This is a genomic window from Pseudomonas sp. MPB23, assembly GCF_046605395.1.
GTDB lineage: Bacteria > Pseudomonadota > Gammaproteobacteria > Pseudomonadales > Pseudomonadaceae > Aquipseudomonas.
In genome coordinates, this window is sequence record NZ_CP176771.1 from 261204 (window position 1) to 276625 (window position 15422).

Consider the following 15422-nt stretch of genomic DNA (forward strand, 5'->3'; position numbering starts at 1 on the left):
CAAAATGAACAGGGGCGCGATATTAGCACAGGGTGAGCGCCGCCTAGTTCCAGAGCTTTATCCGCGATGCAACATGGGCGCAGACTGATTATTTTTTAAACAGCATCGCCAGGATATGCGCCACGGCATCGCCCAGGTCGACCTCGTCGGTATTGATCTCGCAGTCGGCCGCTAGCGGTGCTTCATAGGGACTGTCCAACCCGGTAAACGCCTTGATGCGCCCATCCAGCGCCGCGCGGTACAGGCCTTTGGGGTCGCGCCGTGCGCACACCTCGAACGGTGTGCTGATATACACCTCAAAAAACTGCCCCGCCCCGAACAATGCCCTGGCGGTCGCCCGGTCGGCGCTGAACGGGGAAATCGCCGAGACGATCACGATCAATCCCGCATCCACCATCAGCCGCGCCACTTCGCCGATACGCCGGATGTTTTCCTTGCGTGCCGCGTCGCTCATGCCCAGGTCGTTGCACAAACCGGTGCGCAAATTATCGCCGTCGAGCACAAAGGTATGCCGCCCCTGCTCGTTGAGCTGCACTTCCAGCGCATTGGCCAGGGTCGACTTACCGGAGCCGGACAGCCCCGTCAGCCACAGACAACAGGGCTGTTGTTGCTTGAGCGCGGCCCGTGCGGCGGCCGACAACGACAAGGCAAAGGGACGGATAGGCGCCGAACCCGCGCCAAGCGACTGACTATTCATAGCCGAGGACCTCGTAATCACGTTGATAGGCACGCCTGACCAGTCGGCGCGTACGCAACGAGCAAAAGTCCCTGACCGGCTCATTGCGACGTCCCAGTGAAACATTCAGATGCGGCAGGCCTGAGACCACGCCGAGGCGTTCGCACAGATGTTGGAAATCTTCCTGCAACGACTCCTGGCGCCCGAGAAAGTCCATCGCCATATGACCCAGGTGATCGACCAGAAAATCGGTCTGGGGCGCGAAATGCAACTGGCGCCGCAGGTTCTCCGGGTGCAGCCAGCCGGCAATGAAATGATCGAAATCGCGGTAGCCGCGGACCAGAGTCTGGGCTTGCAGGTCGCGATCACCCATGTGGTTGCCGCGCAGGTAGGTGTAGGCCGAGTAGGCCCGCTCCAGTGGGTCGCGCACGAATGCAAACTTGAAACTGCGCGCGCAGTGCTCAGGGAATTGTTGCTGATACCAGTAATACGGCAAATGCCCTGGCCAGCGCCCATCAAGCAGGGCCGAGCAGACACTGCTGCCGGCGCATTTGGGCACGTGGATAAAGACACATTGGTGCCGTTCGAAGGCGGGAGGAAGCACGGTCACCGCAGACAGGGATTTGTTCACCGCCTGACGATCCACCACCGACAAACGCCCCAGCAGAAACTCCCGTTGAGGCTTGGGGAGCAGTTTCCAGAACAGTCGTTGCAGCATTCCAATACCCACGCAAGAAGGTTAGCCCTCTCGTTCATCATTAAGATCGAGAGGGCCAACATAACAAATGATAGGCCGCCAATTATTTGGCTTTGGTCAATATCTGTAAGCAACTTGATACAAACCGGACGCATTGCGCGCCCGGTTCGTCAGGTGATGTTAGCCGTTGCTGGCTCGTCGAGCCCCATGGCGTGCAGCCGCGAGTAATAGCCGCCCATGGCCAGCAATTCGACATGCGTACCACGTTCGACAATTTCACCGTGATCCATCACCAGAATCATGTCGGCTTTTTCGATCGTCGACAGCCGGTGCGCGATGACCAGGGTGGTACGGCCCTTCATGACCTTGTCCAGCGCCGCCTGGATATGGCGCTCCGATTCGGTATCCAGCGCCGAGGTCGCTTCATCCAGAATCAGCAGCGGTGCGTTTTTCAGCAGCGCCCGCGCAATCGCCAGGCGTTGACGCTGGCCACCGGAGAGCAGCACGCCGTTTTCACCCACTTCGGTATCCAGGCCGTTTGGCAGCTCCGAGATAAAGTCCATGGCATAGGCGTCTTCGGCGGCTTTTTCGATGTCTGCCCGGGGCGCATCCGCCAGGTCGCCGTAGGCGATGTTGTTGGCCACGGTATCGTTGAACAACGTCACGTGCTGGGTGACCTGGGCCACATGGTGACGCAGGTTGCGCAGGCTGTAGTGTTCGATTTCCAGCTCGTCCAGCAGGATTTTCCCGGTTTCGTGATGGTAGAAACGCGGGATCAGGCTGGCCAGGGTCGACTTGCCACTGCCCGAACGCCCCACCAGGGCAATCATCTGGCCCGGCGCCGCGCTGAAGCTGATGTTCTTGAGCACTTCGCGCTCGGTACCTGGGTAAGTGAAGCTCAGGTTACGCACGTCCAGGCGACCGCTGACGCGATCGCGCTCTTCGGTGCCGCCGTCGACCTCAGGTTCTTCATCCAACTGCTCGAAGATGCTCTCGGCACCCGCCACGCCTTTCTGGATCGTCGAGCTGACTTCCGACAACTGGCGGATCGGCTTGGGCAGCAGGCCCGCAGCGGTGATATACGCCACCAGGTCACCCGCCGTGGCATCGCCGCGCAGCAGCAGCACCAGGAACATCAATGCGGCCATGGCGGTGTAGATCACCAGTTGCAGCATTGGGGTGTAGACCGCGCCGGTCTTGTTCATGCGCAGTTGTTTATCGGTGTTGCCCTGGCTGGCAGCGGCAAAGCGGCGCTGCTCATAGCTTTCGCCACCGAAGCTGCGCACCACGCGATAACCCTGGATGGTCTCGGAGGCCACGTGGGTCACGTCGCCCATCGCCACCTGGATCTTCTTGCTCTGCTTGCGGAATTTCTTGCTGGTGCTGCCGACCATCAGCGCAATCAGCGGCAGGATCGCCAGCATCACCAGGGTCAGCTTCCAGTTCATCCACAACAGGTACCCGAACAGGAACACCACCGTCAGGCCTTCGCGAATCACGACCTTGATCGCATCCGTGGCCGCGCCGGTGACCATGGTCACGTTGAAGGTGATGCGGGAAATCAGGTGCCCGGAGTTATGGGTATCGAAATAGCGGTTGGGCAGCACCAGCAGCTTGTTGAACAGTTGGACCCGCAGGTCGTGCACCAGTCCCAGGGAAACCTTGGCCAGGTAATAGTTGCCCAGGAAAGACCCCAGGCCCTGCCACGCGGCGATCAGGATGATCAGCAGCGGCACGGCCATCAGCAACTTCAGGTCCTTGAACAACGGAATATTGGGCAGGAACACCACATCGGGATTGCTCAGGCCATCCACGAAATACTTGAGGATCCCGGCGAGCATGGGCTGGGTGGACGCAAAGATCACGAAGCCCACGATACTCAGCAGGAACATGCCGATGTACGGTTTCACATAGCCCAGCAGCCTGAAATAAATTTTCAGGCTGGATTCCTGGTCCGCTTTTGGCGGTGCGTCACTCATGTGTCGAGCTCACTGATGGGGTAGGACGCGAACTTTATCACAAGCGTCGGGTTTGGCCCGAGCCCAGACCAAGACACTGGCCAGCGCAATCGGCAGCCACGAGATGAACCACTCGGCCCGAGGCGTGCCCGTGAGGCTGGCAGCATCGAACTGCATGGCCAGGAACGAGAACACCCACATGCCGATGATGCCCTTGCCGTAGAGCGTGTCGCGCGCCTTCCAGGCTTGCCACAACACGCCGAACCACAGCCCGCACCACAGCAGCAGGCCCGGCAGGCCCAGTTCGATGGTTACGTGGGTGAACAGGTTGTGGGCATGGTCGAAATACTCACCATCCGTAAACACCTTGTAATCCCCGCCCAGGCCCAGGCCAGTCCATGGATGCTCGGCAATCATCTGCAGGGAGGCCATGAAGATCTGTGGTCGATAGGAGACACCACGGGCCAGCATCAACGATTGCATGGCAAAGAACACCGCCAGCGCGGCCACGACTGCGCCGATGGCAATCACTGCGGTCCGACGGTCACGGCACCAGGCAGGCATGGCCACGACCGTCAGCAGCAGTGCCAGTGCAGCGCCACGGCTTTGGCTCAGCACCACAAACAGACCCAGCAGCGCAATGGACACGGCCCATGCCACTTGCATCCAGCGACCACGGGGCAACCAGTGCAATAGCCAGACGGCCGCCAGGCCAATCACGTAGGCGCCAAGAATCGGATGGCTCAATTGCCCCAGCCCGCCGAGACGCGCCTGCCAGGGGTGATGCTCAAGGCCATAGAACTTGATGATCGCCAGCAGCGACGACAAGCCGAGCCCGAAACCGCCCCACTGCATCACGCGGATGACCTGCTCGGTCCGGCCGCAGGCAAATACCGGAAAAAACAACAGGAACACGCCGATATACAGCAGGCGCTTGGCTTCGCGCGAAGGATCTTCGGCATTGGTCCACGTCAGGCTGATCGCGCCCCACACGGCCAGCGCGGCAACCATCAGGCACATCCAGCGCTGTTGGCGCCAGACCTCCTTGAGACGCTCACGTGCCGACCAGGCAAAGACCATGGCTGGCAACCAGAGAAACAGAGTCAAGCCTTGTTGATAAATCTTGTTGGTCGGCGCGTAGGCAATCGCCAGCAAAAACCAAAGCAACCCAAAAATCATCCATACCTGCGCCCAACGACTTGCTTGCATCACCCGCTCCTGAATACGTTCAACCCGCCAACCCGGCATGGTTAAAACCCAAAACTTTCGGCATTATTACCGACCACTGTGCCCCGCGACTCCCACAAGGCTTTCCAACAATGCAATGTTCAAGGCTTGCCCAAGCCGATTTAACCGCGATGATTGAAGGCGCCAGAATCCTGGAGAAGGACAGCTACGGCCCGAAAGTCTACCTGCTGAGCGACGGGAATATCCTTAAACTGTTTCGTCGCAAACGCCTGCTTTCATCCGCGCTGTTTCGCCCCTATTCCAAACGGTTCATCGACAACGTGGCGCAATTGCAGCAGCGCGGCATTCCGACCTTGACCGTTCTTGCGTTCTTTCAACTGCCAGCGTCCGGCATGACCGCCGTGCTGTATCGCCCGTTGCCGGGAGAAACCCTGCGGCAGATTTCCAACAAGGAAGGCTTTGACTGGCAATCGAACCTCGATCCGCTGGTGGCCCTCATCCGTCGATTGCACGGTGCAGGCATCTACTTCCGCTCACTGCACCTGGGCAATATCGTGGTGACGCCAGACAACGAAATGGGGCTGATCGACGTGGCCGACATGCGCTTTCTGCGCGCCCCCCTGAACCCGGAACTCGCGCGGCGCAACTTGCAGCACTTCGCACGCTATATTGCGCGCGAGAAGCTGAACGATCGCTTTCCAATGCACGCACTGGAGCAAGCACTGCTAGCGGCATGAAAACAGCCGCCGGGAGGTTTCACTGAAGTCTTTCCAGGCTTGCTCCGGCGCCAGCGCCCGCGACTGAGCCTCGAGCACCTCCCGCGCGGAAGTGGCGAAGGCACGTGCAATCAGATCGCCCCAGGCCTGCACCTCGCCTGAAGGGGCGTACCAGCCGGTATCCGCCAGTTGCTCGCGGAACACCGCCAAGTCACTGGTCAGCACCGGCACACCGGCCATCACCGCTTCCTGCAGGATCAACCCCAAGCCCTCTTGCGTCGACGGAATGGCCACCCAGTCAAGGCCCGGTAGAGCGTCGCCGCGTCCGCCAAATGACCGGGCAGTGACACCTTGCCCGGCAGGCCGAGCTGCTCGATACGCGCCTCGAGGGCCGACCTCGCCGGCCCCTCGCCGACGATCACCAGGCGCGCGTCAGGCCAACCTGGCAACACGCTGGCGAATGCCTCCAGCAAACAACCAAAGCCCTTGTCGTCGACCAGCCGACCCACCGCGCCCAGTACCGGCACAGCATCCAACGGCAGTCCCAGACGCGCCCGCGCCTGCTCCCGGGAAAGTGCGGCAGCACGGAAAGCGACAGGGTCGAAAGCGCTGCGCAGCACCGCTACCGGGCGTTTCAGGTAGCCCTCAAGCGAGTGAGCGAGGGTTTGCGAGACCGCCGCCAGCGTCAACTGCTCCGCCGAGAACTGCTCGAACAGCGTCTGGTCTGCCCGACGCAAACGCGTGACCCCATGAAAGACCACCACTGCCCGCACCTGCGGCAAGCGCTTGAGCATCGGCAACATTACCCGGGCAACGCCAACCCCATCCAGCAGCACGACCTTCACCCCTTCGGGCAGCGCCTTTTGAAAACGCGCCCGCAACCTCGGCATCAGCAACTTCCACAGGTGCCGGCCCTTGAGCTGGGCCGAGGAGAGTTTCCACTCGTGCGCCGGCTCGCCCCCCTCTGCACTGCCTTGAAGCAGCCAGGTGTCAACCGGCACACGGCCGACGACGTGGGACAGTATCTGCTGATGAACCTTCTGCACCGAGGCGTAAGCAGAACCACCGGCCCACATGATGTTGAGGATACTCATCGAAAAAATGACCTTATACGGCGTTGTGGTGGCTTGTCATACGTAACTGATGGATCAACCCGCAGATACCGACATCCCGTGCCGACATGGCGGCCCGCTGATCCGATCTCGACGCTTGCGCCGCACCTTGTCCAAGGGGGCTTTCGTATCTGGCCACTACTCCAAGACAAACTGACCATTATCAAACGTTCAGTTTCAAACGTAGCCGCTCAAGCAAACTCAAGGGCGCCCGGGCGCGCAGGGGTGGCTGTAGCGCATCGACAATGCGCTGGCCGATACGGGCAAAGCTGAACTGGCTGACCGCCAGGTCTTGGCCGTTACGCGCGATGTCTGCCGCCAACTGCGGGTCGGCGCGCAACACCGCCAGTTTTTCCTGCAACTGCGGGATGTCTTTGTAGAACACCACATTGACCATGTCCTTGAAACCAAGGGCCTGGTTTTCGGCGGCGCCTTGATCGAACGCCAGCAACACGCAGCCGCAGGCCATGGCCTCGAAGTTCTTGATCATGTACTCGCCCATGCCCACATCGGCACTGACGAAAAAACGGATGCGGTTGAGGGTCGCGCAGTACTCCTCACCGGATTTGGTCCGCGTCACCACCAAAGGTTCAACCCGCGCCAGCTCATCGAGCAATGCCTTGCGCCCACTGTAGGCCACGCTGTTGGTGCTGCCGACGAACGCCAGCTCGATGTCGCGCTCACGCCGCTCTTCGGGAGGCGGGGCCTGCAACAGCACCTGGTCGTAGCCCTTGGGCACGAACACCGCGTCGAAGCCTTCGGCGCGCAGACGCTCGGTGACCATATGGCCGGAGCTGATGACCCGCGCCCATGGCAAGCGCCGGTAGTGCGCGCTGAACTTGCCGGTGTACTTGCAGGGAATGTAGTTCTGGTAGGCGTCGTGTTCGAGGATCACCAGGTTGGGGATCGTACGAATGAACCCGACCTGGCGGATTTCCTGCTTGAAGCGCAGGAAGAAGACAATGCGGTCATAGCGGGTCACATCCACCTCACGGCGGAAGTAGGCGCGCAGGTTGCGCTGCTCGTCACTGCTCAGCCAGCGGGTATCACACTCGCAGTGGGCGGCCACACCGTCGTAGAGACGATCCAGAATGGCGCGCTGTTCTTTCTGCACCAGAAACAAAACTTTCATGACTTTCCCTTTCACAAATGCCAGAACAACTCATGCCGTCGTACGGCCTTGCGGAAAAACTCGTTCTCACCGTAGGGCGACGGCACACGCCCCGCCAATACCCGCTGCAGCCAGCGCCGCACCCGGCGCTTGAACGGCGGCGCGGGCTGCAGGTCATGCATCATGCCCAGCGCCATGGCCTTGTCGCGCTGTTGGGCCAGCGACAGCGGCAGGCTGCACGGCCGCAGTTCCAAGGTGTCGTCGAACAGCGGCGGCAAGGCAATCCCGGCGCCCGCGTCCCCCATGGGCCAGCGGTCGTTGTCATGCAGGTGGTTGGCATAGCCCAACACGGTCGTGGGTTGCCACGCCAAGCCTTGCAGGGCCTCGATCACCGCTTGCTGCGCACAGATATGGTCCGGGTGCGGGTCGAGCACCGGGTGGGGCAATACGATCACCTCGGGACGTGCGCTCAGCAGCAATTGGCGCAGGTCGGCCAGCAGGTTGTTCCAGGTCGGCAGGCCGTCATGGTCCGCTGGCAACGGGAAGGGGTTGAGCTGGCGAAACAGGCGGGTATCCGACAGATCCGCCTCGCGCGAGGCGATCGGCTGATCAGGCGCTGCGCGCATCGCTGGCAATTGCAGGCAGAAATAGCCCAATTGCACGCAATGCTCCTGTGGCACGCCGGCCCAACGCGGCACGGCGATGCTGTCCCAGGCGCGCAGCCGGCCTTTGATCCGCGCGGCTTCGACCGGGTCCAGGCCCATCTGCTGGTAGTGCTCGGCTTCGATTTCGCCCGCGGTGAGGGTCACGATCCACGGGTTCTCGGCCTGGCTGTAAAGACCGAAAGCGGCCAACTCGGCATCGTCGGCATGGGGCGCGATAACCATCACCCGCTGTTTCGAATAATCCGGCGTGGCCCAGGCCCACAACCGTGGCGCGCCCTGCAGGCTGCAAAAACGCCCGCGCAAGTGCAGTTCACCGGCCATCAGGGCCGGGGCCAGACCGCTGAGGTTGAGGTAACGCACGCCCTTCACGCCCCGCTCGAATGTCTGCCGGTCGCGGCGGTCACCGTCGACAATCTCAACGGCCGGGTCCAGGAAGCGTCCCAGCCAGCCGCTCTTGACCTTGATGGCCAGCACCAACGTCGCCTCGGCTTCCAGGGGCGAATCGATTCGCAGGCGCCCGCCCTCCAGGCGAACATCGGTCCGCTGCGCATCCGCCGAGAACCGGTATTGATAATCCTCGTGGGGCGCATAGAACAGATGGTCGGCAAACCAGGCCTCATGGGCCGCCCAGGCCAGCACGCCGAGGACGAACGGCAACCACCAGGCAACACAAAGACCGATCACCACCAACAGCACCAGGCCAACCAGCACGCCAATGCGTTTGTTACGCCGATGGCGCTTGAGCAACTGCTGTTTGCGGCTCATACGGTCAGCACCGGCACAGGGTTGCACCAACGGTCCTTGTACTCGCGGTCGGCGCGCCCGAAGGAAAAACGCAGCGGTTTGCCGACTTCGCGCGCCTGTTCCCAGGCACTCTGGGTATTGAGGAAACTCAGCACGCTGCCTGGGCTGAACGCGCGGGTTTCGGGATCGACGCCGCCGTTGACGTACTCCACGCTGATCCACTCCGGCGATTCGACGCGGTACACCAACTGGACCGCAATCGGCGCATCGTTGAGGAAAATCACCGAGCCGATCAGCCAGTCGCGCAGCAGCTCAATCACCTCGGCCATGCGCTCGGCGCCTGTGGCGACAAAGCCCCAGCGGCGCAGGAACAAATCGCAGTAGATCGCCGCCAGCTCCTGGCTGGAAAACTCGCTCACCGGGCGCACCACGCCGCCGGCTTCTTCCAGCAGGCGCAGTTCGCGGCGCTGGTTGTAACGGAATTTCTTCGACAGTTCTTCCGGGGTACGGGCCATGGCCAGTTGCTCGGCCTGGGGCTTGAGGCCGCTGAAGCGGCCTTCGTTCAGGGTCGACAGGTAGCGGCCGCGATGCCGCAAAGGCGCCTGGGCGTCAGGCGCAGCGGGCAGGATCAACTCGGCATTGCCCAGGTCGAACAGGCCCTTCTTGCCCCGTCGCTTGAGCACATCCTTGGACAACGCCAGGTCCCGCCCCCAGGTGGCGATGCATGCCTTGAGTGCGCCATCGTGCTCCCAGGCCAGGTAACGCACCGGGATGTCGGCCAGCCCGGCCAGGCGCTCGATCACTTGGGGATGGGTCGCGACACTGCCGCCAAAACGCTGCCAGGCCTCGCTGTAGACAGGCGCGTCGACGACGGACCAGCCTCGCTCGCGCCAGCCTTGGAATCGATTGAGCATCAAGCCCCCGCGGTCAGTTCAATAACGTGCGGCAATTGCCAGAAAGTATCGCGTACCGCCTGATCCGAGAAACGCGTGCGCAGGCGCTCCAGCATCATCTCGGCGCACTGCCGTTGCTGGTGGTGATCCATCGCCGCCAGATGCTGCAGCCCTTGGGCCAGGTGCTCGGCATCACCGAACGGAAACAGGATGCCGACCCCTTCGACGACTTCCTTCGCCCCGCCGCAGGCCGTGGCCAGCAACGGCACGCCGGCCGCCATGGCTTCCAGCAGGACCATGCCAAAAGGCTCGTGATCGGAGCTCAGGGCAAACACATCAAAGGCGCGGAAATACCGACGCGCCTCCGGCACCTGGCCGAGAAACAGCACCTTGTCGGCGATGTTCAGCTCCCGCGCCAGGTGCTTGAGGTCTTGCTCCAGACGCCCGCTGCCGAGGATCGCCAGGCGGCTTTCGGCGGGCAAGTGCGGCAGCGCCAGGGCGAAGCCCTTGAGCAGCGTGGCCTGGTCCTTGTCCGGGTGCAGGCGGCCGACGTTGCCGACCACCCATTCGTCCGGCGACAACCCCAACGCGTCGCGCGCCTCGTGCACAGGCACTTGGCTGGCCTGCATGGCGTCGACGTCGATACGGTTATACAAGGTCTGGATACGGGCCGCCGGCCACGTCGGCAGGCAGCGGCGCATGTCGTCACGCACAGCGTTGGACACCCCCAGCAGGCTCAGGCGCTTGCGGAAAACCCCGGCAAACAGCTTGCGGCTGCGGCGCTGGTAGTCACCGAAGGCGTGATGCACGCCAATCACCGACAGCCGCGTGCCGAGCAAGGCGATGTAGATCGGCTTGAACCGGTGGGCAATGCAGAAACTGAAGTTGCGCGACGCGGCGATCTTGCGCAGTTCACGGATGGCGCCCAGCTTCAGGCCACGAATGGCCTTGGAGCTGAATTCCATGAACAACACTTCATCGGACGCGCAGCCGGCGGCCACTTCGGGGTCGGCGACCCCGGTGAGAAACACCGTGGTCACCTGGTAGCCGGAGCCTGCGAACAGACTGGCGTACTGCCGGGCGCAGTCCAGGAACGGCCCGTCATAGCCGTGGCAGAACTGCAGGACGTGGCGGTCAGCCGAGCGTGTCATAAGGGTCCACGCCGTCTTTGACGACCAGGATGTCTTCCATGATCAGGTACTGCAGGTCGGAGCCGTAGAACATGTTCAGCGCGTCGGTCGGCGAGCAGATCATCGCTTCACCACGACGGTTGAGCGAGGTGTTCAGGGACACGCCGTTACCGGTCAGTACTTCGAGTTCTTTCATCATGTCGTAGTAGCGCGGGTTGTATTCGCGCTTGAGTACCTGGGCGCGGGAGGTGCCATCTTCATGGACCACTTCCGGTACGCGGGTCTTCCACTCTTCCGACACTTCAAAGGTGAAGGTCATGAACGGCGCCGGGTGATCGACCTTGATCATCTGCGGGGCCACGGTGTCGAGCATCGACGGGCAGAAAGGCCTCCAGCGCTCGCGGAACTTGATCTGGTGGTTGATGCGATCCGCCACGCCGGTGGCGCTCGGGCAACCGATGATCGAGCGACCGCCCAGGGCACGCGGGCCGAACTCCATGCGGCCCTGGAACCAGGCCACCGGGTTGCCGTCGACCATGATCTTGGCGATGCGCTGAGGCGTGTTTTCGATCTTGCGCCAGTTCGGCTTGCTCGCGTGCTTGGCGCAGGCGGCGATCACGTCTTCGTTGCTGTAGGACGGGCCGAGGTAGACGTGTTCCATCTTCTCGACCGGTACACCACGGGCGTGGGACACATAAGCGGCCGCGCCCACGGCGGTGCCGGCGTCGCCGGACGCCGGCTGCACGAACAGCTCCTTGACGTCGTCACGAGCAATGATCTTCTGGTTCAGCTTGACGTTCAGCGCACAGCCGCCGGCGAAGGCCAGCTTGCCGGTTTCCTTGAGGATGTCGCCCAGGTAGTAGTCGATCATCTGCAGGGACAGCTTCTCGAACAGCGCCTGCATGCTGGCCGCGTAGTGGATGTACGGCTCGTCGGCGATGTCGCCTTCGCGCTTGGGCCCCAGCCACTCGATCAGTTTGGGCGAGAAGTAGAACCCCTTGCCCTTCTCTTTATAGCGACGCAGGCCGATGACGTTGGCGTAGTCGGTGTTGATCACCAGTTCGCCGTTTTCAAAGGAGGCCAGGCGCGAGAAATCGTACTTGCTGGCATCGCCATACGGCGCCATGCCCATGACCTTGAACTCGCCGTCGAGCATCTCGAAACCGAGGAACTCGGTGACCGCACCGTACAGGCCGCCGAGGGAGTCCGGATCGTAGAATTCCTTGATCTTGTGGATCTTGCCGTTTTCGCCGTAGCCGAAGAAGGTGGTGGCGTATTCACCTTTACCGTCGATACCGAGGATCGCGGTTTTCTCCTGAAAGCCGGAGCAGTGATAGGCGCTGGAGGCGTGGGCCAGATGGTGTTCAACCGGTTCGATCTTGATTTTCTTCGGATCGAAACCCAGTTGCTCCAGGCACCAGACGATCTTGTTGCGGTAGCGCTTGTAGCGACGGTTGCCCATCAGGATCGCGTCGAGCGCGCGGTCCGGGGCGTACCAGTAACGCTTGGCGTAGTGCCAGCGCGCCTCGCCGAACAGGCTGATCGGGGCGAAGGGAATCGCCACCACGTCTACATCAGACGGTTTGATGCCAGCCTGTTCCAGGCAGAACTTCGCCGACTCGTAGGGCATGCGGTGCTTTGCATGTTTGTCGCGTACGAAGCGTTCTTCTTCGGCGGCCGCGATCAGCTTGCCGTCGATATACAGGGCTGCGGAAGGATCATGGCTAAGGGCGCCGGACAGGCCAAGAATCGTCAATGCCACAGGGGTCTAGCCTCTTTTAGTCTGCATGCAGGCGGGTCGCGCCTGAAAAAAGTGTGTTACCCGCCTGGGCAGGAAACAGCTAAAGGGCGGGATTATAGCTTAAAAGCAGGGCAAGACGGTTAGTGGCAAGCGGCCAGTGGATTGGCCGGGTTTAACGATAGATGTCGATATTGCCGTGTTCGACCTGTCGGTACAGGGTGTAGGGCAGAACGAGCGTATCCAGCGCCCCCGACAAGGCAATATCGGCCAACACCAACGAGATCACCCGGCCCGTGGGGTCCGGCGCGGCGTGCAGCAGGCAGAAATCAAACGCCGCGCCGCTGTAGGCGCGCGGAATGGATTGACAGTAGGTTTTTTGCTGGCGCAGTTCACGGGTCGCTGCGACATCTTCACGCAGCACCGTGTTGAGTGTGCCGCAGCCACTGCTGAGCAACGAAACCATCAGCAGTACCGCAACGTTTTTTATGTTCATGGCGAGCCTCCAGAGATCGTTCGCCACGCTAGCACCCGACTTGCCCACGGTTCAGCCCAGCCCCTGCGCTACAACACGTAGGAGGCGTCCGAAATGCTAAAAATCCGCCAAGCCACTAAACTCGTTCCCTTTTGCGCGTTTACACCCTGAACGCCACGGATTTCGGCTGACCCATGAACCACCTCGCCCGCCTTACCCTGCTGCTGCCCGGCCTGCTCGCCCTGTGCGAGACCGCCCAGGCGGACGACGCGCCGCTGATCCTCGACCCCAGCGTGGTCACCGGTTCGCGCAGCGCCAGCCCGACATTCGACCTGCCGTACTCGGTGGACAGCATCAGCCGCGAGCAGATCAGCGACGGGCAATTGGGCATCAATGCCTCCGAAGCCCTGTCCCGCGTGCCCGGCCTGGTGGTGCAGAATCGCCAGAACTACGCGCAGGACCTGCAGATATCCTCGCGCGGCTTCGGCGCCCGCTCGGCGTTCGGCGTGCGTGGCATCAAGCTGCTCGCCGACGGCATCCCCGCCAGCACCCCGGACGGCCAGGGCCAGGCGGCGACGTTCAACCTCGACACCGCCGAACGCATCGAAGTGCTGCGCGGTCCCGCCGCCACGCTGTATGGCAGCAATGCCGGTGGGGTCATCCAGATGTTTTCCCGCAACGGCGAAGGCCCGCCGCGCATCGGCGCCGAAACCCTGGTGGGCAGCGACGGCCTGAACAAAAACCACCTGACTGCCGAGGGCGCGGCCAACGGCGCCGGTTTCGTCCTCGACGCCTCGCGCATGGACACCAATGGCTACCGCGACCACAGCAGCGCCCGCCGCGACCAGACCTTCGCCAAACTCAACGTCCAACCGGATGACGACAGCACGCTGGCGCTGATCTACAGCAGCCTGGAGCAGAACGGCACGCAAGACCCGCTGGGGCAGACCTGGGCAGCCTACAAGGCCGACCCACGCTCGGTGAGCAGCAGCGCACTGACGTACAACACGCGCAAAAGTATTGATCATCAGCAATTGGGCGTGAATTACGCACGCTACTTCGGCGATGCGACCTTGCAGGTGAATGGGTACACGGGGCGACGCAGTGTGATTCAGTATCTGTCGATTCCAGGCGGCACGGCCTCGGACAAACGCGGCGGCGTAGTCGACTTCGACCGCACGTTCTACGGCGGCTCCGTCCACTGGCTGCAACCCATCGGCAGCGCCCCCGGTGAACTGACCCTGATCGCCGGCCTCGACTACGACCGCAGCCAGGACGATCGCCAGGGCTATTCCAACACCGTCGACGGCGTGCACGGCGTCAAAGGCGCCCTGGGCCGCGACGAAATCGACACCGCCACCAGCCTCGACCCCTTCGTGCAAGCCAACTGGCTGCTGGGCGACTGGACCCTGCAAGCCGGCCTGCGCCACAGCACCATGGAAATGGAGGTGGACGACCACTTCCTCAGTGACGGCAACGACAGCGGCCACAAGACCTACCAGAAGAACACCCCCTCGGTCAGCGTCATGTATGCCTTCACCCCGGACCTGCATGGCTACGTGAGCGCGGGCAAAGGCTTCGAAACCCCGACCCAGGCCGAGTCGGCGTATTCCAGCACCGCGAACGGCTTCAACTTCGCGCTCAAGCCCTCGGTCAGCCAGCAGTACGAAGTCGGCGTGAAGGCCCGCATCGGCCAGGACACGCGGCTCAACGCGGCCCTGTTCCAGATCACCACCGAAGACGAATTGGTGGTGCAGCAATCCAGCGGCGGTCGCACCACTTACCAGAACGCCGGACGCACCCTGCGTCGCGGCTTCGAGCTGGGCCTCGAAAGCCAGCTCAGCGAACAGTGGAGCACCCAACTCGCCTACACGCGCCTGCAAGCCACCTACGACAGCGACTTCGTCAGCGGCGGCAGCACCCAGGTCGACAAGGGCAACTACCTTCCCGGCGTGCCGCAAACCACGCTGTTCGCCGAGCTGAACTGGAAGCCGAGGGACTGGGTCAGCACCGCCCTCGAAGGCATGTACCGCAGCAAGGTCTACGTCGAAGACACCAACATCCAGCACGCCGCGCCGGGCTACAGCGTGTTCAACTGGCGCGCCCGCTTCGAGCAGAAGGTCGAACACTGGACCTTCCACCAGACTCTGCGCCTGGACAACCTGCTGGACCGCCAGTACGTGGGTTCAGTGATCGTCGGCGATGGCAATGGCCGCTATTACGAAGCCGCGCCCGGCCGCTCGTGGTATGCCGGGGCCGGCGCGCAGTACCAGTTCTGACGTCGCTCAAGAAGCGCCCTGGCCCGCCGAAAGCGTTGGG

The 15422-nt window shown here is 62.3% G+C and carries 12 protein-coding genes and 1 pseudogene; 2 read left to right on the plus strand and 11 right to left on the minus strand.

Annotation, left to right across the window (positions count from 1 at the left end; translation table 11 throughout):
• Positions 1-88: 88 nt before the first annotated feature.
• From cysC to ACLH0J_RS01135, 4 genes are all read right to left on the minus strand, one after another.
• Complete coding sequence (cysC, locus tag ACLH0J_RS01120) at positions 89-697, minus strand: adenylyl-sulfate kinase (protein ID WP_411390533.1); 609 nt, start codon at positions 695-697, stop codon at positions 89-91.
• A complete protein-coding gene (locus tag ACLH0J_RS01125) occupies positions 690-1394 on the minus strand; it encodes a sulfotransferase family 2 domain-containing protein (RefSeq protein WP_411390534.1) in 705 nt (234 codons plus the stop codon). Before ACLH0J_RS01125 ends, cysC begins: the two co-directional genes overlap by 8 nt.
• A 149-nt stretch (positions 1395-1543) precedes the next feature.
• Positions 1544-3352 carry a lipid A export permease/ATP-binding protein MsbA gene (gene msbA, locus ACLH0J_RS01130; protein ID WP_411390535.1) on the minus strand — a complete coding sequence of 603 codons (1809 nt, stop codon included), beginning with the start codon at positions 3350-3352 and terminating at the stop codon, positions 1544-1546.
• A gap of 9 nt (positions 3353-3361) precedes the next feature.
• Positions 3362-4540: an O-antigen ligase family protein gene (locus ACLH0J_RS01135; protein WP_411390536.1), complete on the minus strand. Its 1179-nt coding sequence runs from the start codon at positions 4538-4540 to the stop codon at positions 3362-3364.
• 149 nt (positions 4541-4689) lie between these two features.
• On the opposite strand from ACLH0J_RS01135, the gene ACLH0J_RS01140 reads away from it, so the two are divergent.
• Entirely contained in the window at positions 4690-5256 is a 567-nt protein-coding gene (locus ACLH0J_RS01140; RefSeq protein ID WP_411392758.1) for a toluene tolerance protein, read from the plus strand.
• On the opposite strand, the pseudogene ACLH0J_RS01145 reads toward ACLH0J_RS01140, so the two are convergent.
• From ACLH0J_RS01145 to ACLH0J_RS01175, 7 genes and pseudogenes are all read right to left on the minus strand, one after another.
• Positions 5245-6329, minus strand: a pseudogene (locus ACLH0J_RS01145) (glycosyltransferase). The gene ACLH0J_RS01140 and the pseudogene ACLH0J_RS01145 sit on opposite strands and share 12 nt — an antisense overlap.
• Before the next feature lie 181 nt (positions 6330-6510).
• The gene (locus ACLH0J_RS01150) at positions 6511-7479 is read right to left on the minus strand and encodes a glycosyltransferase (RefSeq protein WP_411390537.1); all 969 of its coding nucleotides are present in this window, start codon (positions 7477-7479) and stop codon (positions 6511-6513) included.
• Between the two features lie 11 nt (positions 7480-7490).
• On the minus strand, positions 7491-8888 hold the full coding sequence (locus tag ACLH0J_RS01155) for a PIG-L deacetylase family protein (RefSeq protein ID WP_411390538.1): 1398 nt from the start codon (positions 8886-8888) through the stop codon (positions 7491-7493).
• Positions 8885-9781 (minus strand): antimicrobial resistance protein Mig-14, encoded by an 897-nt coding sequence (locus ACLH0J_RS01160; RefSeq protein WP_411390539.1) that lies wholly within the window; start codon positions 9779-9781, stop codon positions 8885-8887. The genes ACLH0J_RS01155 and ACLH0J_RS01160 overlap by 4 nt, the downstream gene beginning before the upstream one ends.
• Positions 9781-10911 carry a glycosyltransferase gene (locus tag ACLH0J_RS01165; RefSeq protein WP_411390540.1) on the minus strand — a complete coding sequence of 377 codons (1131 nt, stop codon included), beginning with the start codon at positions 10909-10911 and terminating at the stop codon, positions 9781-9783. The genes ACLH0J_RS01160 and ACLH0J_RS01165 overlap by 1 nt, the downstream gene beginning before the upstream one ends.
• Positions 10895-12652: a carbamoyltransferase gene (locus tag ACLH0J_RS01170; RefSeq protein WP_411390541.1), complete on the minus strand. Its 1758-nt coding sequence runs from the start codon at positions 12650-12652 to the stop codon at positions 10895-10897. Before ACLH0J_RS01170 ends, ACLH0J_RS01165 begins: the two co-directional genes overlap by 17 nt.
• Before the next feature lie 151 nt (positions 12653-12803).
• Entirely contained in the window at positions 12804-13124 is a 321-nt protein-coding gene (locus tag ACLH0J_RS01175; RefSeq protein ID WP_411390542.1) for a YceK/YidQ family lipoprotein, read from the minus strand.
• A 173-nt stretch (positions 13125-13297) separates the two neighbouring features.
• Here ACLH0J_RS01175 and ACLH0J_RS01180 point away from each other — a divergent pair, with 173 nt between their 5' ends.
• Complete coding sequence (locus tag ACLH0J_RS01180; RefSeq protein ID WP_411390543.1) at positions 13298-15382, plus strand: TonB-dependent receptor family protein; 2085 nt, start codon at positions 13298-13300, stop codon at positions 15380-15382.
• Positions 15383-15422 lie beyond the last annotated feature (40 nt).

Excerpts from the sequence above, each read along its gene's own strand:
- ACLH0J_RS01160 (WP_411390539.1), bottom strand. The coding sequence starts at position 9,781 with ATGCTCAATCGATTCCAAGGCTGGCGCGAGCGAGGCTGGTCCGTCGTC.
- ACLH0J_RS01140 (WP_411392758.1), top strand. The coding sequence starts at position 4,690 with ATGATTGAAGGCGCCAGAATCCTGGAGAAGGACAGCTACGGCCCGAAA.
- ACLH0J_RS01150 (WP_411390537.1), bottom strand. The coding sequence starts at position 7,479 with ATGAAAGTTTTGTTTCTGGTGCAGAAAGAACAGCGCGCCATTCTGGAT.
- ACLH0J_RS01180 (WP_411390543.1), top strand. The coding sequence starts at position 13,298 with ATGAACCACCTCGCCCGCCTTACCCTGCTGCTGCCCGGCCTGCTCGCC.
- ACLH0J_RS01155 (WP_411390538.1), bottom strand. The coding sequence starts at position 8,888 with ATGAGCCGCAAACAGCAGTTGCTCAAGCGCCATCGGCGTAACAAACGC.
- cysC (WP_411390533.1), bottom strand. The coding sequence starts at position 697 with ATGAATAGTCAGTCGCTTGGCGCGGGTTCGGCGCCTATCCGTCCCTTT.
- ACLH0J_RS01175 (WP_411390542.1), bottom strand. The coding sequence starts at position 13,124 with ATGAACATAAAAAACGTTGCGGTACTGCTGATGGTTTCGTTGCTCAGC.
- msbA (WP_411390535.1), bottom strand. The coding sequence starts at position 3,352 with ATGAGTGACGCACCGCCAAAAGCGGACCAGGAATCCAGCCTGAAAATT.
- ACLH0J_RS01125 (WP_411390534.1), bottom strand. The coding sequence starts at position 1,394 with ATGCTGCAACGACTGTTCTGGAAACTGCTCCCCAAGCCTCAACGGGAG.
- ACLH0J_RS01135 (WP_411390536.1), bottom strand. The coding sequence starts at position 4,540 with ATGCAAGCAAGTCGTTGGGCGCAGGTATGGATGATTTTTGGGTTGCTT.
- ACLH0J_RS01165 (WP_411390540.1), bottom strand. The coding sequence starts at position 10,911 with ATGACACGCTCGGCTGACCGCCACGTCCTGCAGTTCTGCCACGGCTAT.